At 34.1% G+C, this 23,233-nt stretch carries 21 protein-coding genes; 15 read left to right on the top strand and 6 right to left on the bottom strand.

Annotated features, from left to right (window positions below; translation table 11 throughout):
* Nucleotides 1-37: 37 nt before the first annotated feature.
* Both FDM27_RS04005 and FDM27_RS04000 read right to left on the bottom strand, forming a co-directional pair.
* Nucleotides 38-1,810, bottom strand: coding sequence for a MutS-related protein (locus FDM27_RS04005; RefSeq protein ID WP_140485260.1), 1,773 nt, complete (start codon nucleotides 1,808-1,810; stop codon nucleotides 38-40).
* A 249-nt stretch (nucleotides 1,811-2,059) separates the two neighbouring features.
* Nucleotides 2,060-2,893, bottom strand: a complete 834-nt coding sequence (locus FDM27_RS04000) for a universal stress protein (protein WP_140485259.1) — start codon at nucleotides 2,891-2,893, stop codon at nucleotides 2,060-2,062.
* A gap of 145 nt (nucleotides 2,894-3,038) precedes the next feature.
* On the opposite strand from FDM27_RS04000, the gene mnmE reads away from it, so the two are divergent.
* The 3 genes from mnmE to FDM27_RS03985 all read left to right on the top strand — a co-directional run bounded on the left by mnmE (nucleotide 3,039) and on the right by FDM27_RS03985 (nucleotide 7,558).
* On the top strand, nucleotides 3,039-4,442 hold the full coding sequence (gene mnmE, locus FDM27_RS03995; protein ID WP_140485258.1) for a tRNA uridine-5-carboxymethylaminomethyl(34) synthesis GTPase MnmE: 1,404 nt from the start codon (nucleotides 3,039-3,041) through the stop codon (nucleotides 4,440-4,442).
* Nucleotides 4,443-4,498: 56 nt separating this feature from the next.
* Nucleotides 4,499-5,086, top strand: coding sequence for a nucleosidase (locus FDM27_RS03990; RefSeq protein ID WP_140485257.1), 588 nt, complete (start codon nucleotides 4,499-4,501; stop codon nucleotides 5,084-5,086).
* A gap of 171 nt (nucleotides 5,087-5,257) precedes the next feature.
* Entirely contained in the window at nucleotides 5,258-7,558 is a 2,301-nt protein-coding gene (locus FDM27_RS03985) for a DNA topoisomerase 3 (RefSeq protein WP_140485256.1), read from the top strand.
* Nucleotides 7,559-7,609: 51 nt separating this feature from the next.
* On the opposite strand, the gene FDM27_RS03980 is transcribed toward FDM27_RS03985, so the two are convergent.
* From FDM27_RS03980 to FDM27_RS03970, 3 genes are all read right to left on the bottom strand, one after another.
* On the bottom strand, nucleotides 7,610-9,304 hold the full coding sequence (locus FDM27_RS03980) for a GH39 family glycosyl hydrolase (protein WP_140485255.1): 1,695 nt from the start codon (nucleotides 9,302-9,304) through the stop codon (nucleotides 7,610-7,612).
* Nucleotides 9,305-9,466: 162 nt separating this feature from the next.
* Nucleotides 9,467-10,507, bottom strand: a complete 1,041-nt coding sequence (locus tag FDM27_RS03975; protein WP_071185442.1) for a PLP-dependent cysteine synthase family protein — start codon at nucleotides 10,505-10,507, stop codon at nucleotides 9,467-9,469.
* A 71-nt stretch (nucleotides 10,508-10,578) separates the two neighbouring features.
* The gene (locus FDM27_RS03970; protein ID WP_140485254.1) at nucleotides 10,579-12,639 is read right to left on the bottom strand and encodes a S9 family peptidase; all 2,061 of its coding nucleotides are present in this window, start codon (nucleotides 12,637-12,639) and stop codon (nucleotides 10,579-10,581) included.
* Nucleotides 12,640-12,782: 143 nt separating this feature from the next.
* On the opposite strand from FDM27_RS03970, the gene FDM27_RS03965 reads away from it, so the two are divergent.
* The gene (locus FDM27_RS03965; RefSeq protein WP_071185440.1) at nucleotides 12,783-13,103 is read left to right on the top strand and encodes a YbaB/EbfC family nucleoid-associated protein; all 321 of its coding nucleotides are present in this window, start codon (nucleotides 12,783-12,785) and stop codon (nucleotides 13,101-13,103) included.
* A 72-nt stretch (nucleotides 13,104-13,175) separates the two neighbouring features.
* Here FDM27_RS03965 and FDM27_RS03960 read toward each other — a convergent pair whose 3' ends face one another.
* Nucleotides 13,176-14,195, bottom strand: a complete 1,020-nt coding sequence (locus FDM27_RS03960; RefSeq protein WP_140485253.1) for a threonine aldolase family protein — start codon at nucleotides 14,193-14,195, stop codon at nucleotides 13,176-13,178.
* 84 nt (nucleotides 14,196-14,279) lie between these two features.
* Between FDM27_RS03960 and prfB the strand changes: the two genes are divergently transcribed.
* The 11 genes from prfB (at nucleotide 14,280) to FDM27_RS03905 (ending at nucleotide 23,199) form a co-directional block, all read left to right on the top strand.
* Nucleotides 14,280-15,378 (top strand): peptide chain release factor 2 gene (prfB, locus tag FDM27_RS03955; protein ID WP_140485252.1). Its coding sequence is split into 2 segments (ribosomal slippage): nucleotides 14,280-14,342 and nucleotides 14,344-15,378, totalling 1,098 coding nucleotides; the frame shifts between segments, so codons are not numbered across the junction.
* A 200-nt stretch (nucleotides 15,379-15,578) separates the two neighbouring features.
* Nucleotides 15,579-16,148 (top strand): pentapeptide repeat-containing protein, encoded by a 570-nt coding sequence (locus FDM27_RS03950; protein WP_140485251.1) that lies wholly within the window; start codon nucleotides 15,579-15,581, stop codon nucleotides 16,146-16,148.
* 180 nt (nucleotides 16,149-16,328) lie between these two features.
* On the top strand, nucleotides 16,329-17,699 hold the full coding sequence (locus FDM27_RS03945; RefSeq protein WP_140485250.1) for a TlpA family protein disulfide reductase: 1,371 nt from the start codon (nucleotides 16,329-16,331) through the stop codon (nucleotides 17,697-17,699).
* Between the two features lie 61 nt (nucleotides 17,700-17,760).
* Nucleotides 17,761-18,369, top strand: a complete 609-nt coding sequence (locus FDM27_RS03940; protein ID WP_140485249.1) for a hypothetical protein — start codon at nucleotides 17,761-17,763, stop codon at nucleotides 18,367-18,369.
* Between the two features lie 163 nt (nucleotides 18,370-18,532).
* Nucleotides 18,533-18,880 (top strand): DUF1801 domain-containing protein, encoded by a 348-nt coding sequence (locus FDM27_RS03935; protein WP_140485308.1) that lies wholly within the window; start codon nucleotides 18,533-18,535, stop codon nucleotides 18,878-18,880.
* 202 nt (nucleotides 18,881-19,082) lie between these two features.
* Nucleotides 19,083-19,520, top strand: a complete 438-nt coding sequence (locus tag FDM27_RS03930) for an Hsp20/alpha crystallin family protein (RefSeq protein ID WP_071185435.1) — start codon at nucleotides 19,083-19,085, stop codon at nucleotides 19,518-19,520.
* 175 nt (nucleotides 19,521-19,695) lie between these two features.
* Nucleotides 19,696-20,469 (top strand): Rossmann-like and DUF2520 domain-containing protein, encoded by a 774-nt coding sequence (locus FDM27_RS03925; protein WP_140485248.1) that lies wholly within the window; start codon nucleotides 19,696-19,698, stop codon nucleotides 20,467-20,469.
* Complete coding sequence (locus tag FDM27_RS03920) at nucleotides 20,453-20,980, top strand: KdsC family phosphatase (RefSeq protein WP_140485247.1); 528 nt, start codon at nucleotides 20,453-20,455, stop codon at nucleotides 20,978-20,980. Before FDM27_RS03925 ends, FDM27_RS03920 begins: the two co-directional genes overlap by 17 nt.
* 164 nt (nucleotides 20,981-21,144) lie before the next feature.
* Nucleotides 21,145-22,077, top strand: a complete 933-nt coding sequence (locus FDM27_RS03915; RefSeq protein ID WP_083382123.1) for a geranylgeranylglycerol-phosphate geranylgeranyltransferase — start codon at nucleotides 21,145-21,147, stop codon at nucleotides 22,075-22,077.
* Nucleotides 22,064-22,648 carry a Maf-like protein gene (locus FDM27_RS03910; protein WP_071185431.1) on the top strand — a complete coding sequence of 195 codons (585 nt, stop codon included), beginning with the start codon at nucleotides 22,064-22,066 and terminating at the stop codon, nucleotides 22,646-22,648. The genes FDM27_RS03915 and FDM27_RS03910 overlap by 14 nt, the downstream gene beginning before the upstream one ends.
* Nucleotides 22,649-22,659: 11 nt before the next feature.
* A complete protein-coding gene (locus tag FDM27_RS03905; RefSeq protein WP_071185430.1) occupies nucleotides 22,660-23,199 on the top strand; it encodes a mechanosensitive ion channel domain-containing protein in 540 nt (179 codons plus the stop codon).
* Nucleotides 23,200-23,233 lie beyond the last annotated feature (34 nt).

Genomic DNA, 23,233 nt, shown 5'->3' with positions numbered 1-23,233 from the left:
AGCGGTTTTTTTTTCGTTTTAAAATTCTTGTTCAGAATTAGATAACCTCCATTTTCTTCATTAAAAAAGTAGCACTTTTATTTTTACAAATACCTTCTCTTAATTTGTAATCAAAATGCAAATCATTGTCTTTAATTTCAACTTCAAAACAATTATTGCTTAAAATTCCCGGATAATCATTGGTAGTCAAACAAACTTCAATATCGTGTGTCGCAATAGCACCAATGGCTTTTTTAGCAATTACTTTTTTTAGCACTTCGATAGTTCCGTTGCGTTTATCATCCGAATTAGTACCTCTTAAAATTTCGTCAAGCAAAACAAAAGCTGGTTCCACTTCCAAACAATCCATAATTTGCTTTAAGCGTTTTATTTCAGCAAAGAAATACGATTCACTATCAGACAAAGAATCAGATAATCGCATGGAAACTAAAACCGGCAAAGGATGAATTGTAGCTTCGGAAGCACAAACTACACAACCCATACCGCCCAAGACCATATTAATCCCTAAGCTTCTCAAAAAAGTACTTTTTCCGGACATATTAGAACCCGTTAAAATCATAAATGATTGCGGATAAAAATGAGTATGATTACCTACTCTCGTTTTTGGATTCAACAAAGGATGACTCAAATTAGAAAAACCAATCTTATAATCGGAATTAATAGTTGGGAAAACAAAATCCGGATTGTTATACGAAAAATTAGCCAGACTATTGAGTTTTTCGAATTCGCCAATTACAATTAACCAATCTTCAATAGCTTCAGAATGCTCTTTTTTCCACTTTAATAATGCTTTTAAAACATGAAAATTAAAGAGAAACGTACCATTAAAAACTGTAGCTGTAACTAAATTTGCAATAGTATCCATTCTTGAAAACAACTCTGATAATTTTTTAAAATGTGTACTTGCATTGGCTGATTTGAATTGAAGTCTTTTTTGCAAATCAATTAACTTTTGAGAATGAAATTTTTCATCTTCAATTTTTTTTACCAACAAACCATATTGGGCAATAATTTTATCAATGTTATCGGCATTTGCAATTTCGCTTTGAATTCGTTTAAAAAATTTTCCCAGAAAAATTAAATTAATAACAAACACATACGACATACAACTCAAAAATACAATGCTGTTAGTAATCAAATACGCAATCAATGTTCCTAAAAACAAAGCAGGAAAAACATAAGAAAGAACAATTGCCGTTTTTGATAAATCCGAACGGGAACTTTTACTCCATTTCAACAAAGCTTCATAACTACTTTGATTATCCTGACTTACTTTGGCAAAAGCCAAAAACTCCTGACGCCAATCTAACTTTTCAGTTAATTCTTTTACGGCTTGCTGATTAGCTATAATCTCATCATTAGTCACCTTATGCAATAAAGATGTTGCAAATATTTTTTTACCAATAAAAGTAGCGGTTCTGTTTAGATTCTGAAACAAGGAATGTTCTCCGAAAATATCCAAATCATAGGCATAAGGATGGTGAAAATCCTGAAATTCCACACCGTTTTCAAAAGGGATTTTTTCTCTTTTTAAAAACGAAATTTCATCTTCATTAATTTGCAACAATGCCTTTGTTAAAAGTCTTTGAAAAGACAATCGGGAATGAATTCGCATTAAAAACAAAAAGGAAGTAAAAAATATCACTGCCAAAAGAATCCAAAATCCTTCTGATTTTTGAATGTAAAAATAGATTGAAGCTAGAAACAGAAAAATGCTCAACAATCGAAACAAACTGATTGTATTGTATTTTTTGTTGATTTTGTTTAATTCACCAGTAAAAAAAGTAAGCTTAGATTTATAAATATCCATAATATAACAAATGAGATACAAATATAAACCAGCTAAACCTCAAATTGACAAAATTTACAACTTAATATACAAATTACCTCAATACTACTAAAGAGAAACCCGCAGATTGAAATTAAAAAAATACCGCAGATTCGTAGATTTATTATATTTAAAAAAATCTGCGAATCTGCGGTTAAATATTCTGGAATTTAATTTATAATAATCCTTTATTATCTGTTAGATCTATATTTCATCTTTTTCAAAAATAAATTACTCTATTGGAATTGCCAGAATAGGAATATCTAAATGAGCAGCACAATTTTCGGTTAAACTATGATGGAATAAATTTTCGAAAAAATTGCGTTTGTAGGTCAACATAACCAAAACATTGACATCCTTAAACATGATAAAATCCAAAATACTTTCTTTGACTTCTTCGCTAAAAATCACATTAAAATCAATCGGTTCATTAGCAAATTCGGTTTCCCATTCTTTGATAGTTTCTTTTGTTACATCCGAACTGTCTTTTTTCACATAAAGACATTTAATTTTTGCCTTCATTTTTTTAGCAATTACTAAAACTTCTTTCAATGCTATTTTATCTTTGGGTCTAAATCGGGTTGTAAAAACAATATTTTTTATAGGTTTAAATACTGCTTTAGCAGGAATGCTAAAAACAGGAATACTTACATCAGAGATTACCGCTGTAGTTTGCGTACCGAGCAGTAAATCTGACCAATTTTTAGCTCCTTCGGTTCCCATAACGATATAATCAATTTGATCTTCTTTGATGGCTCTTTCTATGGTGTGCAATAAATCGCCGTCCATCAATCGATGCGTCATTTTAATATGACTCAAATTGCGTTTTTGAGCAATTGCGTGCAATTTAGGCAACTCATCTTTAAAAACCTCAAATTCAGCCAATTCTACTGATTCATATATCAACATGTAATTTTCCGGAAAATACTGACTGTCAAAAACAGGCAAATCAAAGGCGTGCAGCAACACTAACTCTCCGTCAACACTTTTGGCAAACTCTAAAGCATGTACAAAAGCGTTGGTTGCAGCTTCAGAAAAATCGGTAGGAAATAAGATGCGTTTCATTTTTAATTACTTAAAAGTTAAAGATCAACTAATAGAATAAAGATACAATTTTAACGCTTTAATTCCCAACAAAATATTCTTTTATATTGAGCTGTTCAACAATACTTCATTAGATTTAGTACCTTTGCAACCAATAATTAAGAAAATGCTAAACAACGATTCTATAGTAGCACTAGCCACAGCTTCAGGTGCCGGAGCCATTGCCGTTATCCGTATTTCAGGTCAGGATGCCATCAGCATCGCTAATTCAGTTTTTAAATCAATTAAGGAAAAAGACTTAACTAAGCAAAAAACGCATACGCTGCATTTAGGGCATATTGTTGATGGTGCAAAAACTTTGGATCAGGTACTGGTTTCTATTTTCAAAGGACCTAATTCTTATACTGGCGAAAATACTGTTGAAATTTCCTGTCACGGCTCTACTTATATTCAGCAGCAAATTATTCAGTTATTGCTTCGAAATGGCTGTCGAATGGCCGATGCAGGAGAATTTACATTACGTGCTTTCTTGAACGGAAAACTCGATTTATCGCAAGCCGAAGCCGTAGCCGATTTAATTGCGTCTGACAACGAAGCTTCACACCAAATTGCGATGCAGCAAATGCGTGGCGGATTTTCGAATGAAATTGCCAAATTGCGTGAAGAATTATTGAATTTTGCTTCTTTAATTGAACTCGAATTAGACTTTGCCGAAGAAGATGTAGAATTTGCCGACAGAACTCAATTTAACGAATTGATTAACCGAATCGAATTTGTCTTAAAACGTTTGATTGATTCTTTTGCCGTTGGAAATGTTATCAAAAACGGAATTCCGGTAGCCATTGTAGGCGAACCTAATGTTGGAAAATCAACCCTTTTAAATGCTTTGTTGAATGAAGAGCGTGCCATTGTTTCAGACATTGCTGGAACAACCCGTGACACCATCGAAGATGAATTAGTCATTGGCGGAATTGGCTTCCGTTTTATAGATACAGCCGGGATTCGTGAAACTCAGGATTATGTAGAAAGCATTGGAATCAAAAAAACTTTCGAAAAAATAGAACAGGCACAAGTGGTTCTTTATTTAGTTGACAGTTATGAGTTATCGGTTGTGAGTTTAGAAGCTCTAAAAATTGAGATTGAAAAAGTTAAAAATCAATTTCCTTTAAAACCACTTTTGATTGTTATCAATAAAATGGATTTACTTTCAGAAGAAAAAATCAAGTTAATTGAAACACAACTCACAACACACAACACACAACTTCAATTTATTTCCGCTAAAAACAAAGTAGGAATTGATGAATTAAAAAATAAATTATTGTCGTTTGTCAACACTGGAGCCTTGCGCAACAACGAAACAATTGTAACCAACACCAGACATTACGATTCGTTGTTAAAAGCGCTGGAAGAAATTCAAAAAGTAAAATATGGCCTAGAAACCAATCTTTCCAGCGACCTGATGGCTCTGGACATAAAAGAAGCTTTATATCAATTTGGGATGATTACCGGACAGGTTACAAACGACGAATTATTAGGTAATATTTTTGCTAATTTTTGTATCGGAAAGTAACTATCCGAAACATCTAAACTCACAACTTTTTTAAAGTTTTAGCACAACAAACACAAATGATAACAATTAACCCAAACCATAAATATTCGCTTGATAATGTTCTTTTTGTATTTGCTTTAGAAATGGAAGCAGGCGAAATTTTTCATGCTCAGAATAAATTGTTCACCGGAATAGGCAAACTGAATGCCACCTACGAATTAACAAAGGCAATCCACGAGAAAAAACCTGAACTAATTATCAATTTAGGTTCTGCCGGAAGCAGTCAGTTTAATAAAGGAGATGTAGTTTGTTGCACGCAGTTTGTACAACGCGATATGGATGTAAGAGGTTTGGGCTACGAACTGTATAAAACTCCTTTTTCTAATATTCCAACAATATTGCAATACGGTTTACCTATGGAAAGTCTTCCTGCCGGAATTTGTGGTACAGGAGATAGTTTTGAAATGGGACATACCGAAACAAAATATGATGTTGTCGATATGGAGGCTTATGCCCTCGCAACTATAGCCATGAAAGAAGAGATTCCCTTTTTATGCCTGAAATACATCTCAGACGGCGCTGATGACAACGCAGCCGATGACTGGACGGTTTTAGTGCACAAAGCTGCTGTTGCTTTTGGTGAAATTCTTCAAATTAATCGCTAATAAATCATAGAAAAATAGCTTTTTTTACAATACTATACCATTAAACCGTTTCAATACTCCTTTTGAAACGGCTTAATGGTAAAAACGGTTTGTGGTTCATAACTCCTGATGATTTCTCTTTATTCCCAATTTCAAAAGTCTTAATTTGCAGCCTCAAATAAGGAAGATAAAATGAAGGTCTGTATTGCCGAAAAACCAAGTGTAGCACGTGAAATTGCATCCGTTTTAGGAGCGAATACCAAACATGATGGCTATTACGAAGGCAATGGTTATGCCGTAACCTACACCTTTGGACATTTATGCACCTTAAAAGAACCCAACGATTACAGACCGTATTGGAAAAGTTGGGATTTGAATAACCTTCCGATGCTTCCCGAAAAATTTGAAACTAAGGTAGTGGAGAATGCGGGTATTCAGAAGCAATTTAAAATTGTAAAAAGTTTATTTGATAAAGCTGAATTGGTCATCAACTGCGGGGATGCCGGGCAGGAAGGAGAGCTGATTCAGCGTTGGGTAATGAATGAGGCCAATTATAAAGGAGAAGTGAAACGCCTGTGGATTTCCTCCTTAACTGCCGAAGCTATTAAAGAAGGTTTTGAAAACCTCAAACCATCCGCTAACTACGATAATCTATATTACGCCGGTTTTTCCAGAGCTATTGGCGACTGGTTATTGGGCATGAATGCCACCCGTTTGTACACCGTAAAACACGGCGGTTACAAACAGATATTATCTATTGGTCGCGTGCAAACGCCAACATTGGCTATGGTGGTAGAACGCTTTAAAGAGATTGAAAATTTTGTACCACAACCTTATTGGGAATTGCAGACTTTATACAGAGAAACCCTTTTTAGTTATGAAGAAGGACGTTTTCTAAAAAAGGAAGACGGAGAAATTTTAGCCGATAAAGTCAAAGAAAGTGATTTCGAAATTGTTGCTGTCGAAAAAAAGAACGGAAATGAATATGCACCAAAACTTTTTGACTTAACAGGATTGCAGGTGTATTGCAATACCAAGTTTGGATTTTCTGCAGATGAAACGCTTAAAATAGTTCAGACTTTGTACGAACAAAAAGTAGTTACTTATCCCAGAGTGGATACTACTTTTTTACCAAGCGATATTTACCCAAAAGTGCCTGGGATTCTTCAAAATTTGACTAATTACGCAACGTTGACGGAACCTCTTTTAGGAAAGAAGATTAAAAAATCTCCTAAGGTTTTTAATGATAAAAAAGTAACCGATCACCATGCAATTATCCCAACTGGAGTACAAAATAATCTACCCTACAACCAGCAACAGGTGTATGATATTATTGTAAAGCGTTTTATAGCCGTTTTTTATGATGATTGCCTAGTTGCCAATACGACAGTAATTGGTAAAGCTGCCGATGTAACTTTTAAAACCACCGGAAAAGAGATTTTAAAAAAGGGATTCCGAGTGGTTTTCGAAGACCCAAATACTAAGGAAAAAGAACCTGATTTATTGCCGAGTTTTATAGTAGGCGAAAAAGGGCCACACCAACCTTCGTTTTTAGAAAAAGAAACCAAAGCACCCAATCATTTTACGGAAGCATCTTTATTGCGAGCGATGGAGACTGCCGGAAAACAAGTGGATGATGAAGATTTACGCGAATTGATGAAAGAAAATGGTATTGGACGACCATCTACAAGAGCCAATATTATTGAAACGCTGTTTAAACGCCAATACATTGTTCGAAACAAAAAACAAGTTTTACCAACACCAACAGGAATTCAGCTTATTGATATTATCCAGAATGATTTATTAAAATCGGCGGAGCTAACCGGTTCCTGGGAAAAACAGTTGAAAGATATTGAAAAAGGAACTTTTACCGCAGCTGCGTTTATCAATAATATGAAGCGCATGGTAGATGCTCTGGTGTATGAAGTTCGAAGTGAAGCTACCCGCGCCAATATTTCGCATGCCGGAAGTATTCAAAAACAGGAAGCGACTGTAGAGAAAAAAAAAGCTGCCGGAATTGCTGCTGAATCTTGTCCGAAATGCAAAAAAGGAAACCTGATAAAAGGAAAATCGGCTTATGGCTGTAGTGATTATAAATCAGGTTGTGATTTTGTATTGCCATTTGTTTTTGGAACCAAAAAAATATCCGAAAATCAATATTTGCGATTACTTCAAAAAGGATCAACAGTCAATTTAAAAGATTTTAAAATAGACGACAATGTTGTTGAAGGTTTATTGCGTTTTGATGAAAATTTCAAACTCAAATTAGAACCTAAAAAAACTTCTCCGAAAGTAACAACAGCAACTTCAGATGAATTAGCCTGTCCAAAATGTCAACAAGGAACCATTATCAAAGGCAATACAGCTTATGGTTGCAGCCATTATAAATCAGGCTGTAATTTTAAAGTTCCTTTTGAAACCATTAGAGAAAAACTAAATAATGAAAAAGCGACTAAGGAATTGGTCTATGCTATTTTGTGTCAAGAGGTCTAAAGAACAACACAAAATAGCAATAATACCTTTCCTTTTCTGAATCTTTCCTTTTTACCAATCCAATTTAACCAATGCCACTGCCTGACGCATTAATTGTAAAGGCACATTAACTTTTCCTGAACGGATTTCTACTTTTTTAGTCGTCACACATTTTAATTTCCCTGATTTTTCTAAAAGAGCTATTTGCTCAGAAGTTGGATTTTGTGGCGAACCCATTTTTTTCCAAACTTCGTATGAATTACTATTATCCCTGTCGATAAGATAAACGTTTAAAGTCGCTTTCTTAGCAGGAATGCTATTCAAAGTTACATCTACTGCTTCCGCTGAACCTTGTTCGTCTTTATCATGATAGTTCCAAACCATCACAGCCGTAGATTTAGAATCAGCACTGGCTAATACCCCAATATCCGATTGACTGTCACGAATACTTTTTTCAAGTACCGCTTCTAAAGGATACATTCGGTTACTCACCGCTTCCACTCGACTTCCTTTCATCATTCCAAACATTCTAAAAACATTCAACACCGGTTTGTCAACTCCGTTTGTTGCCAAATCCCTGAAACCATAGAACCAAGGTTGATTTTCAAATTCGAAAGACCAGGAAACAGCCCCCAGAAAATTAGCTTTGGTCTTATCTGCCAATAAATATTTACGGGCAAAAGAAGCCGCTGTATAACTGGAATACATGGTTCCGTTTCGATACGCATTTTCAGGATTAGTTGCCATACCGCAAGCGGCGCAACCTTCAGGATCTGATTCTCCAATGATAACCGGCAAATCCTTAGTTTCAGGATAAGACATCGTAATTTTAAAACCAGTTTGAATGTCCCTCAACTGAGGAGCCATATCCATTATAACAGTTCCGTCCATTAATCTTGGACGGCCTTTAGCGTGAAAAAGTATTGCGTCTAAAGGAGAACCTATTTTTCCGGTAGCATAATTAGTACCCGAAATACAATGCTTTATAAAATTATTCATCCAGCTGCTTGCTCCTTTTCCGGAAGTTCCCGCAACGTTCAAACCACCTATTTTGGCTGTTGGTAATGCTTTTTTCACTCCATCGGCTGCATAATCGTATAATTTAAAAAATTCTTCCTGAGTTCCTTTCCAGTAATGTCCGTTAGCCTCATTCCAAACTTCCCAATACCAACTCTCCACTTCGTTTTTTCCATAACGTTCAACTGAATGTTTTACCCATTCGTAAACCAGATTACGCCACTTATCATAATCCTTTGGCGGATAAGCCCAACCCGTGATAATATCGGTATAAGGATCGCCCGGTTTCCAATAATGTCTGTACGGACTGGGATGAGTTGATAAAGCTTCGGGCATAAAGCCAATTTGTGCCAAAGGCTTCATTCCTCTCTTTACATAAGTATCAAAAATACTATCTACAATTTTCCAGTTGTAAATTGGATTTCCATTAGTATCTTCGGTATAAGCATTGGTAGAACCCCATTTTAAGGCTGCCACACCATCACCGCTTACTAATAAACTATGTGTACGTACATAAACCGGAACAGGGCTTAAATCAGCAATTTCAGAAAGCAGCTTTTTACCGTCTTTCATATAGGTATAATTAGGCTCGTCGTAGCCAAACCAAGCCCAAACAGGTTTCATTGGAGCTATTTCTTTTTTTAAATCAACAGTGATTAAAGCTTTTTTTTCTTGTAAAACCTGCGCACGAACAGATACAAACGAAAAAAAGAACACAGCCCCCAAGAAGCAATTGGATAATTTTAGCATAGTTAAATTGGTTTTGGTAGAATAGAAAACTAAAATAGTACTTTTTAACTTAACTCTTAAAACATTTGAATATTAATCTATTACAAAATTAATTTCTTTAGAAAAAGAGCAAAAAAAACTCCAGATTGCTCTGGAGTTTGCTATAATCGAAAATAGAAAAATCTATTTTATCATTTCAATTTTTTGTACTTCTTCTTCATTGATACTATCAAAGAATCCTTGTTCATTCATCCAGTCATCGCTGAAAACTTTACTCATATAACGGGAACCATGATCAGGGAAAATAGCAATTACATTACTATTAGCATCAAACTCACCTTCTTCGGCATATTGCTTTATTGCCTGCAAAACAGCTCCTGATGTATAACCTACAAACATCCCTTCTTTTCTGGTGATTTCTCTTGCTGAATGAGCACTTTCCTCATCTGTTACCTTCATAAATTTATCGATAACATCAAAATCTGTTGCTGATGGAATTAAATTTTTCCCTAAACCTTCAATACGGTAAGGATAAATTTCTTCAGTATCAAATTCTCTTGTTTCGTGGTATTTTTTCAATACAGAACCAAAAGCATCTACACCAAGAACTTTAATATTGGGATTTTGTTCTTTTAAGAATTTAGCTGTTCCTGAAATTGTCCCTCCTGTTCCGCTACAGGCAACTAAGTGGGTAATTTTACCATTGGTTTGTTTCCAAATTTCCGGCCCTGTAGTATTGTAATGGGCATCGATATTTAATTGATTAAAATATTGATTGATATAAACGGAGCCTTTTGTTTCTTCGTGTAATCGCTTAGCAACACTGTAATAAGAACGCTCATCATCAGCCGAAACGTGTGCAGGACAAACATAAACCTTAGCTCCTAAACTACGTAGCATATCGATTTTATCTCTTGATGATTTAGAGCTTACCGCTAATATGCAATTATATCCTTTTATGATACTCACCATGGCTAAACTAAAACCTGTATTACCGGATGTAGTTTCGATTATGGTGTCTCCAGGAGATAATATCCCTTTTTTTTCTGCTTCTTCAATAATGTATAAAGCGATCCTATCTTTTGAGGAATGTCCCGGATTAAAAGCTTCTACCTTAGCATAGAAATTACCTTCTAAATTTTCGGTGACTTTGTTTATCTTGATAAGAGGTGTATTTCCTATCAATTCTAAAACATTATTATAAGCATTTATTTCTTCTTTCATAAAAAAATAGTTAATCAAGATTAAGTTTTATTTAACCTGGATACGCAGCAAATTTAACAAAAAAAAACTAATTAGATTTTAATTTTTTCCAAATCTAGTAAAAAACTAAATTCTTTAGCTAATTCTTTTAATGCTTCAAACCTTCCCGAAGCTCCTCCATGACCTGCATCCATGTTTGTATCCAAATACAAAATAGTATCATCTGTTTTATATTCTCTTAGCTTAGCCACCCATTTAGCTGGTTCCCAATACTGTACTTGCGAATCGTGCAAACCTGTAGAAACATACATATTAGGATATTTTTGTTTTTTAACATTATCATAAGGAGAATACGATCTCATGTATTGATAGTATTTTTTAACATTTGGATTTCCCCATTCGTCATACTCACCCGTAGTTAACGGTATCGTATCGTCCAGCATTGTAGTCATCACATCCACAAAAGGAACCTGCGCAATTACCCCATTATATAACTCCGGAGCTTCATTAATAATCACTCCCATAAGCAATCCTCCTGCCGAACCGCCTTCGGCATACAAATGTGCTGCTGAAGTGTATTTTTGTTCAATTACATACTTAGAACAATCAATAAAATCAGTAAATGTATTCTTTTTATGAAGCAATTTGCCGTCTTCATACCAATGTCTTCCTAAGTCTTCTCCTCCACGAATGTGAGCAATAGCATAAATAAACCCTCTGTCTAACAATGACAAACGTGTCGATGAAAAATAAGCATCCATTGAATGACCGTAAGAACCATAAGCATAAAGCAATAACGGATTTTTTCCGTCTTTATTTAGTTCTTTTCTATAAACCATCGAAATAGGAATCTTAGTTCCGTCTTTGGCTGTTGCCCAAATACGTTCTTCGGTATAATTATTTTTATCGAATTTGCCTCCTAAAACCTCTTGCTCTTTTTTGACTTCTTTCTCTTTGGTACGCATATTAAAATCAATCACCGATGATGGCGTTGCCATCGACTGGTAACTGTAACGCAAAATTTCAGTTTCAAAATCAACATTTGTCGATGTGTAAGCCGTATAAGTTTCGCTGCCAAAAGGCAAATAATATTCTTCTTTTCCATCCCAGCTCATGATTCGGATTTTATTCAATCCTCCTTGGCGTTCATCGATAACTAAATAATTGGCAAAAATTTCAATATCTTCCAATAAAACATCTTCACGATGCTCGATAATTTCAACCCAATTTTCTGCGGAAGTAGCATCTTCAGGGGTTTTCATCAATTTAAAATTCTCAGCATCGTCTTTATTCGTAAGAATGTAGAAACTATCTTTATAGTGATTAATGCTGTACTCTACTCCTCTTTTTCGCTTTTGAAAAATTTTAAATTTCCCATCCGGATTATCAGCATTTAAAATACGAAATTCAGAAGTCAATGTACTTCCCGATTCAATTGATAAATATTTTCTGGACTTTGATTTGGCTATATCAACATTAAAAGTGTCGTCTTTTTCGAAATAAACTAATACATCATCTTCCTGTTTTGTACCCAATTTATGCTTGAAAATCTTATCCGAACGCAAAGTAACCTCATCTTGTTTCGAATAAAAAATCGTTTTATTATCATTAGCCCAAACTGCTGAACCCGTTACTTTTTCGATTTTATCTTCCAGAATCTCATCAGTTTCTAAATTCTTAACCTGAATGGTATAAATTCTTCTGCCAATAACGTCAGTACTAAAAATAGCTAACTTATTATCAGGACTGATACTCATTCCGCCTAATTTGAAGTAAGCCTGACCTTCGGCCAACACATTACAGTCAAAAAGAATTTCTTCTTTTGCTGAAAGACTGCCTTTTTTTCGGGAATAAATAGGATAGTTTTTGGCCGTTTCATATCGGGTGATGTAATAATAGCCATTGTACAAATATGGAACCGACTCATCGTCTTCCTTAATTCTGGCCTTCATTTCCTCATACAATTGCGTTTGAAAATCCTGCGTATGAGCCGTCATCTGTTGGTAATATTCGTTTTCCTTGTTGAGATAATCGATAACCTCCGGATTTTCGCGATCTTTTAACCAAAAATAATTATCGATTCGTACATCACCAAACTTTTCAAATTCGGTAGCTATCTTTTTAGCAACAGGCGGTTGTAATTTTTCTATCATCTGGTAAATCTTCACATTTATGTAAAAGCTCGCACAAAAATAGTTGAAACAACTTCTTATGCAAAAACCTTTTTCATCAATTTTAACATTCTAATCAGCGTAAAAATAGTAATTTCGTAAACTAATTTTTAAAAAATCAAAAAATGGATTTAATGGGAATGATGGGTAAATTAAAAGAAACCCAAAATAAAATTGAAGAAACTAAAAAACGTCTGGATACCGTTCTTGTTGACGAGCAAAGTACAGATGGTTTATTAAAAGTAACCATTACTGCCAATAGAAAAATAAAATCCATCACTATTGCCGATGAATTATTGGAAGACAAAGAACAACTGGAAGATTATATGATTTTGGTTATCAATAAAGCTATCGAAAAAGCAACTAAAGTAAACGAAGCCGAACTGGATGCAGTTGCCAAAATGGATATGCCAATGATTCCTGGAATGGACAATCTTTTTAAGTAAAGAAATTAGAAGTTAGAGGTTAGAAGTTGAGACACTTTGTAAAACTTCTAATCTCTAACTTCTAACTTCAATCTACATTTTCGCCAAGGTTTCAATCACATAGGTGTGCATTACCTCGCGATAATCCAAATGCGTCACCATTCTTAATTTTCTATTTCCAACAGCGCTAATCGAAATATTTTTTTGCTTTAATTTCTCAATCAAATCATCGTCTTTATATTCAGGAACTAAAGAAAAAATCAAAATATTGGTTTCTACAGGCTCCACCGAGGCTACCCAAGTTTTTTTCTTCAAAATATTTGCCAATTCCTTAGCTCTTCGGTGATCTTCGGTTAACAATTTGATATTATTTTCCAAAGCATAAATTGCACCTGCCGCCAAATATCCCGATTGACGCATAGCACCTCCCAATACTTTTCGGATTCTCAAAGCACGCTGAATTGTTTTTTTATCGCCTAACAAAACCGAACCTACCGGCGCTCCCAATCCTTTTGAGAAACAAACCGAAATAGTATCGAATAGTTTTCCAAAATCTTTCGGATTCTGTCTTTTGGCAACCAAAGCATTCCAGATTCGGGCACCATCCAGGTGTAATTTCAAATTGTTAGCCTCGCAAACCGCTTTTATTTTTTGCAAATCCTCCATTTCATAACAGGCACCACCGCCAATATTGGTTGTGTTTTCAAGACAAACCAAACTCGTTAACGGACTGTGGTAAAAATCGGGTTCATTGATTGCGGCGGCAACCTGCTCAGCGGAAATCATTCCGCGATTTCCTTCAACTAAGCAGCAGGAAACCCCACTGTTAAAAGAAACGCCACCGGCTTCAAAATGAAAAATATGCGAATGTTTATCGGCTATTAATTGTTCACCCGGTTGGGTATGCAGTTTTATGGCCGTTTGATTTGCCATAGTCCCCGAAGGAAAAAACAAGCCCGCTTCCATCCCAAAAATAGCCGCCACTCTTTCTTCCAGTTCAACAACGCTAGGGTCTTGTTTATAAACATCATCCCCTACATCAGCGTTAAACATGTATTGTAACATTTCGTAGGACGGTTTTGTAACCGTATCACTAACTAAATTTATTTGCATTTTTATATTTTTAATAGAGATACAGTCTCTGTAATCCCTACGTGATTTTTTTTACTATTTTTGCGCAACAAAATTACACATTTTATGACAACTACCGAACAAATAAAAGGTATTGTGGAGCGCCTTGGTGCGTTGAGGAGGTATCTTTGACGTCGATGCTAAACTTATCGAAATTTCTAACGAAGAAGAGAAAACCTTTGCTCCGGATTTTTGGAACAACGCCAAAGAAGCCGAACTTATTGTAAAGAATCTTCGAAACAAAAAAAAGTGGATTGAAGACTACGACAAAGCCGTTGCCTTAACAGAGGAATTACAGCTCGCCTACGAATTTTACAAAGAAGGCGAACTCACATCAGACGAACTTGACGAACAATACCAACTGACTCAAAATCATATCGAAGGCATCGAATTTAAAAATATGCTTTCGGATGAAGGAGACACTTTGAGTGCTGTTTTGCAAATTACAGCCGGTGCCGGTGGAACCGAAAGTTGCGATTGGGCTTCAATGCTGATGCGTATGTACATGATGTGGGGTGAAAAATACGGTTTCAAAATAAAAGAACTGAACTATCAGGAAGGCGACGTTGCGGGAATCAAAACCGTGACCTTAGAATTTGAAGGCGATTATTCTTTTGGCTATCTAAAAGGCGAAAATGGAGTGCATCGATTGGTGCGTATTTCTCCGTTTGACAGTAATGCCAAGCGTCACACCTCGTTTGCTTCTGTTTATGTGTATCCATTGGTGGATGACAGTATCGAAATCGACATTAATCCTGCCGATATCGAAATTACAACTTCCCGCTCCAGTGGTGCCGGAGGACAGAACGTAAATAAGGTAGAAACCAAAGTACAGCTGTATCACAAGCCTACAGGAATCCAAATTCAGTGTTCTGAAACCCGTTCGCAGCAAGACAACAGACAGCGTGCCATGCAAATGCTTCGCTCTCAATTGTACGAAATCGAATTGAAAAAGAAACAGGCACAGCGCGCCGATATCGAAGCCGGAAAGATGAAAATCGAATGGGGTTCGCAAATACGCAATTACGTGATGCAACCTTATAAATTAGTCAAAGACGTCCGCACAGGATGTGAAACCAGCAATGTCGATGGCGTAATGAACGGCGAAATTGACGAATTCCTGAAAGCTTATCTGATGATGATGGGACAGAAAGAAGAAGAATAGATTGCAGATTTTTGGAAACGTCAGTTCGAGTGTTTTTTGTGTAGTGAAACGAAACAAAAAATGTATCGAGAACCTTTAATAAATTTTACATATCAGAAAGCAGAAGGCAGATTTTAGAATGCAGAACGCAATTTTCTAAAATCTGCCTACTTCTAACTTCCCACTTCTAACTTCTAACTTCTAACTTCTAACTTAAAAAAATGACTGAGTATTTCTTTGACCAACACTACAACCGCATCCATTATGGTCTGGAAACGCTCAACCTCAAAGAATTTGAAAGCTGCACATTTACCAATTGCAATTTTTCTGAATGTAATCTCATAGGCGTCACTTTTATAGATTGCCAGTTCAACCACTGCATTTTTGACAATGCAAAAATCAATCACACTGCTTTTAGAACTGTATTCTTTAATAATTGCCAAATCAAAGAAGTCAATTTTGCCATGAGTGACAAACTCATCTTCGAAATTCACTTTAACAACTGCACCTTGGATTTCTCTAAATTCTACGCCTTGAAACTAAAAGGTATCTCGTTTAACAATTCTAGCCTGATTGCCGTTGACTTCATGGCGACCGATTTAACCGGAGCACAATTCTACAACTGCGATTTGTACCGCTCCGAATTTGAAAAAGCCATCGCCAACAAAGTCGATTTTAGAAGCAGTTACAACTACACTATCGATCCTTCTAAAACCAAATTAAAAAAAGCACAATTCGCTCTGGAAGGACTAAAAGGCTTGCTGTGTAAGCATGGGATCATTGTGGAATAATATATTCTTTTTCAGCAATTCAACTATTAGCAACCCTGTCAGAGTTTAAAAGACTAACAGGGTTTTATCGTTCAAAAACATTTATTTCTAAAATACATTTTGTAAGAATATTTTAATATATTTGAAAAGAAAAAAATCTCATAACCTATATCAATCAAAGCTAGTTTAAACTGAAATACAATGAAAAACTTAAACCTACTATTATTATTTAGTTTAATAACATTCAATAATTATTCACAAGAAATAAAAACCAATCAAGGTTTTATTGAGAAAAAAACTAAAATTAATTCACAAGAAACTACATCAAAAATAATTTCGCTAGATAAGGTAATACAAGGAATTGGTCCTACTGGAATAAGTAGTCATGGAATAGCTTCCAGAGACAGGATCGGTGCAGAAGAACTCAAAGCTTACCCTGCAATGAAAAATTTACCCGATACACTTACAAATGTAAAAGAGTATCTTTTTATTCTAAATAACTTTCAGTTTTACTATCAAAATTATAAACAAGGTATTTATAGTAAAGAAATTTTTCTAAAAAAAGCAGAAGGGAATAAAATGATTCTTAAAGACACCATCCTTTTAAGCAATAAAAAAGTAAAAAACACTATATCAATAATAACAGGTTACACACCTAACAATACAGTTGTATATATAGTTGATGCAAATAATAATGACGATTACTCAGATGATGAACCTAAGACTTTATTATCAAATTTGAATAACCAAGATAATATACTTGAAAATGCTGTATCTGTTGATATAGAATATTTTGATGGTACATCCATAAAAAAAGACAAACAATTAATAGTTGTTGAAAAAGACAGATATAACAAGGACTTATCTCTAATGTTTAAATTTCCCCAATATCGTTATGGAAAAGTACAATTAGGCTATGATAATTATTTAATAGTTGCAGAAACTTATAATAGTGAACAATCTATTTATCTCGTAAAAGACCAGCCCTATTTTGACAGACTTGATAAAAAGCACAGAATTAATCCTTCTCAATATTTAAAAATAGAAGATAATTATGTTCAATATTCTCCAATAACACAAAATTTCGATAAAATAAAATTAACCATTAGTCCTAATGAAATAGAGAATAAGACAACCCCAACAGCAAATCAGGTAGGAATGATGGCACCAAATATAAGTGGTGTAAATATTCTTAATGAAATTAAAATTTCACTAGATAAGTATAAAGGAAAATATGTATTTCTCGATTTTTGGAGTACTACATGCGCACCCTGTATTAAAGAATTTCCTAAAATAAAAGAGGTTTATGATAAATTTAGTCAAAAAGATATTGAAATTATTGGAATAGTAGATATTAGAGGTGAAATTGATATAAAAAAGTTTATCAATGACAAGAATGTTACTTGGAAAAATATTGACGAAAAAAATCCATTAACAGTAACTAAAGGTTACAATATTAATTCGTGGCCTACATCTTATTTAATTGACCCCAACGGAAAAATTATCGCTACTGATATGAGAGGAGATGAGCTAAATAATAAATTAGAATCATTGAAATTAGCAAAAAAATGACATAGTTCAATAACCATAAGTTCACATGTCTAACAGTCACTTTCTAAATTAATAATAAAACATGAAACAGAAAATTTTAATTTTATTCATTATTTTATCCTCATTCAAAGTTCAAGCAAAAAAAATGATTTTACCTTTAAGTATAATTGCAGGGATCTCAGATTTAATTGTTATGGGAGAAATTGATATTGTAAAAAACGATACCTATATATTCAAAATAAGTGAAACTCTAAAAGGAAAAGCGTATAAGACAATATCTGTACAAATGTTTGAAGAGTGGACTTGTGATAATAGATTTGAAAAAGCTAAAAAAGGACAGAAACTTTGCTTATTTTTAAAGAAAGGACAAAGCCAGTGGAAAATAATCAACGGAAGTTCAGGTGAACTTTTTATTTCTAATAAATCAATCTATTTAGGTGGAGAGGATGCTATAAAAATAGTAAATAATAAAATCTCTCGAAATTCTGTATCCTTAATAGAATTTAAAAATGCAGTCAGAGATTTCTGCAAATGCTATATATTCATCGGAGATGGTGATTATCATAACAATAATCCTCCGTATTTCAAACAAATAGGTAGTAACAAACAAATTTCTGAATTCAAAAACCGCAGTAAATTTTCAACAAAATTATTTGAAGAAACAACAAGGTATTCAGTAAAGAAAAATTAAATTTTCCCACGCTAGCACAAACGTCCCACTTGTACCTACAAAAGAGAAGCTTTAATTATCTATACATAAAAAGCAATACAAATAACGATATTCATACTACTTGAAAATTGATAACGAATTAATGCCTTGTCCTAAAATAGTTTTACTCAAAAGAGAAAAATTGATGGAAGCTCTAGAAAACTATTATCTAAACAAAACCGAACCCAACCAGAGTTGCTTGCTGGCGTTGCGGAGTATTATCTTAAATCAGGACAAAGACATAAACGAAACACAAAAATGGGTAATGCCCTGTTTTTGCTATAAAAAGAAGATATTCTGTTATTTATGGACCAATAAAAAAACAAACGAACCTTATATTCTTATGGTAGAAGGAAAACTCCTTGACTTTCCCGAATTAAAAGAAGGAGACCGAAAAAAAATGAAAGTTTTAACAGTCAACCCAAACCAGGATTTACCCATAAAAACAATTGAAACCATTTTACAGAAAGCTTTGGAATTCTATAGAATATAGCTTTTTAACAAAACTAAATTTGACTTTACTATAGTTTACAACCTGAAAAATTGACATTTCTTTCTTAAAATTTATTAAAATTTTCAGAAACAAAAAAGCCTAACAAAAGCAAACAACTTACTTATTGTCAGTTTATTGCAAATGGCATTTTCTTTGTTATTTCAAATAAAAAAGCAATGTTTAACTTAAAAAATTATTTATTATGACAATTGTTAAGTATCAAAACCAATGGCCTAGTTTATTTGACAAATTTTTTAATAATGATTTTGAAGGTTGGAATAGAGACAATTTTTCAAAAACCAACACCACTCTACCTTCTTTAAATATCAAAGAAAACAAAGATTCTTTCTTTGTAGAGGTTGCGGCTCCCGGTTTTGAAAAATCAGATTTCAAAATTGAACTGGATAATGATTTATTGACTATTTCTTCAGAAAAAAAACTAAGCAATGAAGTTAAGGATGGAGAAAGAATTACCAAACAAGAATTCAGCTACCAGTCCTTTAGAAGATCTTTCAGTCTTCCTGAATTAGTGAATGATGAAAAAATTTCGGCAAAATATGAAAATGGAATTTTATCCATCACAATCCCTAAAAAAGAAGAGGCAAAGCCCAAAGCTGCAAAAGTTATCGACATCAAGTAAAATCAGATTTAAAAAATGAGTTAGGAAAACACTAACTCATTTCTTTTTTTATACTAAATTACTACCATAACAGACGCTTCTTGTTTTTACTTATTTTAAAACCGAATATAGTACCAGTCTAATTGCTGTTCTTTTTATAAATTTGAAAAACGAGTTTTTTTCTTAATTTTACCCTATGATTAAAGTAAGTATTATTGGCTCTGGAAATGTAGCCCAACATCTTATCACTACATTTCAAAACCTTGAAAAATCGGGCAGTGAAATGGAGTTGGCGCAGGTATTTTCGAGAAAAAGAGAAACATTAGTGACCTTACTTCGCCCGGAACAAATCATTACCGACTATTCTGATTTACAAGAAGCTGATTTGTATATCATTGCCGTTTCTGACGATGCAATCGAAACTGTTTCTAAGCAACTTCCGTTTAAAAATCGTTTGGTAGTGCATACTTCCGGCAGCATGCCTTTGACTACTTTGCATAACAACAACCGAAAAGGTGTTTTTTATCCTTTACAAACATTCACCAAAGGAAAAACAGTCGATTTTAAGACAATTCCTATTTGCTTAGAAGCCGAAAATGCGCCTGATTTTCAGGTTTTGGACAAAATTGCCAAAAGCATTTCAGATAAAGTACACGCAATCAATTCAGAACAACGAAAAGCACTCCATGTTGCAGCCGTTTTTGTCAATAATTTTACCAATCACCTCTACTCAATTGGAAATGATATTTGTCAGGAAAACCAAATCCCTTTTGATATTCTAAAACCTTTGATACAGGAAACGGTGGAAAAACTGGCAACTCTTTCTCCTAACGAGGCACAAACAGGACCGGCAATTCGCAATGACCAGAAAACCATTGCAGCGCATGAAGCCTTTTTAACCAATGAAAATCAATTAACTATATATAAAATCCTAACCCAATCGATTCAAGATAATGGCAAAAAGTTATAAAGAAATAATGAACGACATCACTACTTTTATTTTTGATGTTGATGGTGTACTTACTGATGGCTCCGTATTTGTAAACCCTGATGGCGAAATGCTAAGAACCATGAACATTCGCGATGGTTATGCCTTGAAAGCAGCGGTTGACAGCGGCTACAATGTTTGTATTATTTCAGGCGGAAGCAACGAAGGCGTGCGTGTGCGTTTGCGAAATCTGGGTATCACCAACATTCATTTAGGAACACCGGACAAGGTTGAAACCTTTGATGAATACATCGATATTCACCAAATCAAACAGGAAAACATTCTATACATGGGTGACGATATCCCTGATTATCATGTGATGAAATTAGTAGCTTTACCAACTTGCCCTCAGGATGCCTCACCGGAAATCAAAGAGATTTCCAAATACATTTCGCACAAAAATGGTGGAAAAGGCGCTGTTCGGGATGTTATTGAACAAGTAATGAAAGTACAAGGGAAATGGATGGAAAGTTTTAACGCAAAATACGATTAAAAGTGGGAAGCTAGAAGTTGGAAGCCAGAAGTTTTTTAAAATCTGCATTACGCCTCCAGCTTTCTGCTTTCTGCTTTCTGCTTTCTGCTTTCTGCTTTCTGAAATCTTCCAACTTCTAGCTTCTAGCTTCCAACTCCCTACTCCTAACTTCTAACTTCTAACCCATGTCCTTCCTAAATCTCATTAGATATAAAAACCTGTTGATGCTTGCCTTGATGCAAATCATTTTCAGATATGGTTTTTTGAAATTACAAAAAATTGATTTGGCCCTGGCTGATTGGCAATACGGTCTATTGGTTTTAAGTACAGTTTTAATCGCGGCGGCGGGTTATGTAATCAATGATATTTTTGATCAGGAAACCGACAAAGAAAACAAACCGAATAAGGTCATTGTAGGTAAATTTATTTCGGAAAACCAGGCTTATAATATTTATGCCTTATTAAATATTAGTGGAGTTGCTATTGGATTTTATTTATCCAATGTAATCATGCGACCTAATTTTGCAGCGATTTTTGTTCTAATTGCTGCAACTTTATATATTTATGCTACCAGTTTAAAACAAATGCCACTTTTGGGCAATATAGTTGTGGCTTTGTTATTGTCATTAAGTGTTATTATCATTGGGATTTTCGACATTTTTCCGGCAACTGATACTACCAATAAGGAAATAATGGCTAGTATGTTTTCAATTCTTTTAGACTATGCTATTTTTGCTTTTATCATCAATTTATTACGTGAAATTGTTAAAGATTTAGAAGATTTCGACGGCGATTCTAAACAAGGAATGCGCACCTTAGCAATTGTTTTGGGCGTTCAAAAAACAACAAAATTAGTTTTTGCTTTAAGCTTTATTCCTGCAATTATCCTGCTTATTTACATCAATAACTATTTGGTGACTAATAATTTGATTGCAGCCACCATTTATAGTTTGTTATTTGTTTTAGGACCTATTCTCTATTTCAGCATTAAAATTTGGAATTCACAATCAAAAACCGACTTTCAGAAATTGAGTAAAGTCCTGAAATGGATCTTATTTTTCGGAATTTTATCTATTCTGTTTATCACTTTAAATATACAATACCATGCTTCGAAATAAATTAAAAAACTATCAAATCATATTAGCTTCGGGTTCACCCAGAAGACAACAATTTTTCAAAGATTTAGATTTGGATTTTGAAATTCGATTAAAAGAAATTGAAGAAATATTTCCTCCGGAATTAAAAAGAGAGGCGATCACTAATTATCTGGCCGAATTAAAAGCCGCTGCTTTTGATGGTGAACTAAAAGACAACGAAGTTTTGGTTACCAGCGATACTCTTGTTTGGCACAACGAAAAAGCCTTGGGTAAACCAAAAGACAAAGAAGACGCTTTTGAAATTTTAAAATCATTATCAAATGCTACTCACGAAGTAATTACCTCGGTTTGTTTTAAAACCAATACAAAAACAGAAGTTATATACGAAATAACCAAAGTTACTTTCAATGAATTAAGCGATGAAGCAATTAGGTATTATATCGAAAATTACAAACCTTTTGATAAAGCTGGTGCTTACGGAATTCAGGAATGGATTGGTTTTGTGGGAGTTGCAAAAATAGAGGGGTCTTATGCCAATGTTATTGGACTTCCGGTAGATAAAGTATATCAATATTTGAGTAATTTAGCTTAAAAACGAAACAAATGAATTTTCTAAATAATTTTACAACCGAGTCAATTGCCAGCGGTATAGTAGTATTAATTCTGATAATTTTACGAATTACATCCACAAAATTAGTCCGCAAATTTGCTAAAAGCACTCATATCATTGAAAACAGAACTAATTTAGTTATTAAATACATTCACTTACTGATAAATATTCTGGCAGCTATTGCATTTATTATTATTTGGGGAGTAAGTTCAAAAGAAATTATTTCAGGAATTGCTTCGGTCGCAACAGTTATAGGGGTGGCCGGTGTTGTTATGATTGCCCAATGGTCTATTTTGAGCAATATTACCGCAGGTGTCATCTTATTCTTTTCTTTTCCCTTTAAAATTGGCGATGTAATTCAAATTTTAGACAAAGATTTTCCTATTATAGGCGAAATTGAAGATATTGGGGCTTTTCATGTAACCATAAAAAACAAAGATGGAGAAATAGTTATTTACCCCAACAATTTGTTTTTTCAAAAAGGAGTTTCTATACTTCCTAATCTACATGAGGAGAAAGAATTTACAGATTAATTGCTTAAAAAACAGTTTATAAGGTATTTATAAG

Origin of the sequence: Flavobacterium sp. GSA192 (assembly GCF_006386525.1) — a bacterium.
Lineage (GTDB): Bacteria > Bacteroidota > Bacteroidia > Flavobacteriales > Flavobacteriaceae > Flavobacterium > Flavobacterium commune.
This window is presented reverse-complemented; position numbering and strand designations above follow the sequence as displayed.

Excerpts from the sequence above, each read along its gene's own strand:
- FDM27_RS04005 (WP_140485260.1), bottom strand. The coding sequence starts at position 1,810 with ATGGATATTTATAAATCTAAGCTTACTTTTTTTACTGGTGAATTAAAC.
- FDM27_RS04000 (WP_140485259.1), bottom strand. The coding sequence starts at position 2,893 with ATGAAACGCATCTTATTTCCTACCGATTTTTCTGAAGCTGCAACCAAC.
- mnmE (WP_140485258.1), top strand. The coding sequence starts at position 3,039 with ATGCTAAACAACGATTCTATAGTAGCACTAGCCACAGCTTCAGGTGCC.
- FDM27_RS03990 (WP_140485257.1), top strand. The coding sequence starts at position 4,499 with ATGATAACAATTAACCCAAACCATAAATATTCGCTTGATAATGTTCTT.
- FDM27_RS03985 (WP_140485256.1), top strand. The coding sequence starts at position 5,258 with ATGAAGGTCTGTATTGCCGAAAAACCAAGTGTAGCACGTGAAATTGCA.
- FDM27_RS03980 (WP_140485255.1), bottom strand. The coding sequence starts at position 9,304 with ATGCTAAAATTATCCAATTGCTTCTTGGGGGCTGTGTTCTTTTTTTCG.
- FDM27_RS03975 (WP_071185442.1), bottom strand. The coding sequence starts at position 10,507 with ATGAAAGAAGAAATAAATGCTTATAATAATGTTTTAGAATTGATAGGA.
- FDM27_RS03970 (WP_140485254.1), bottom strand. The coding sequence starts at position 12,639 with ATGATAGAAAAATTACAACCGCCTGTTGCTAAAAAGATAGCTACCGAA.
- FDM27_RS03965 (WP_071185440.1), top strand. The coding sequence starts at position 12,783 with ATGGATTTAATGGGAATGATGGGTAAATTAAAAGAAACCCAAAATAAA.
- FDM27_RS03960 (WP_140485253.1), bottom strand. The coding sequence starts at position 14,195 with ATGCAAATAAATTTAGTTAGTGATACGGTTACAAAACCGTCCTACGAA.
- FDM27_RS03950 (WP_140485251.1), top strand. The coding sequence starts at position 15,579 with ATGACTGAGTATTTCTTTGACCAACACTACAACCGCATCCATTATGGT.
- FDM27_RS03945 (WP_140485250.1), top strand. The coding sequence starts at position 16,329 with ATGAAAAACTTAAACCTACTATTATTATTTAGTTTAATAACATTCAAT.
- FDM27_RS03940 (WP_140485249.1), top strand. The coding sequence starts at position 17,761 with ATGAAACAGAAAATTTTAATTTTATTCATTATTTTATCCTCATTCAAA.
- FDM27_RS03935 (WP_140485308.1), top strand. The coding sequence starts at position 18,533 with ATGGAAGCTCTAGAAAACTATTATCTAAACAAAACCGAACCCAACCAG.
- FDM27_RS03930 (WP_071185435.1), top strand. The coding sequence starts at position 19,083 with ATGACAATTGTTAAGTATCAAAACCAATGGCCTAGTTTATTTGACAAA.
- FDM27_RS03925 (WP_140485248.1), top strand. The coding sequence starts at position 19,696 with ATGATTAAAGTAAGTATTATTGGCTCTGGAAATGTAGCCCAACATCTT.
- FDM27_RS03920 (WP_140485247.1), top strand. The coding sequence starts at position 20,453 with ATGGCAAAAAGTTATAAAGAAATAATGAACGACATCACTACTTTTATT.
- FDM27_RS03915 (WP_083382123.1), top strand. The coding sequence starts at position 21,145 with ATGTCCTTCCTAAATCTCATTAGATATAAAAACCTGTTGATGCTTGCC.
- FDM27_RS03910 (WP_071185431.1), top strand. The coding sequence starts at position 22,064 with ATGCTTCGAAATAAATTAAAAAACTATCAAATCATATTAGCTTCGGGT.
- FDM27_RS03905 (WP_071185430.1), top strand. The coding sequence starts at position 22,660 with ATGAATTTTCTAAATAATTTTACAACCGAGTCAATTGCCAGCGGTATA.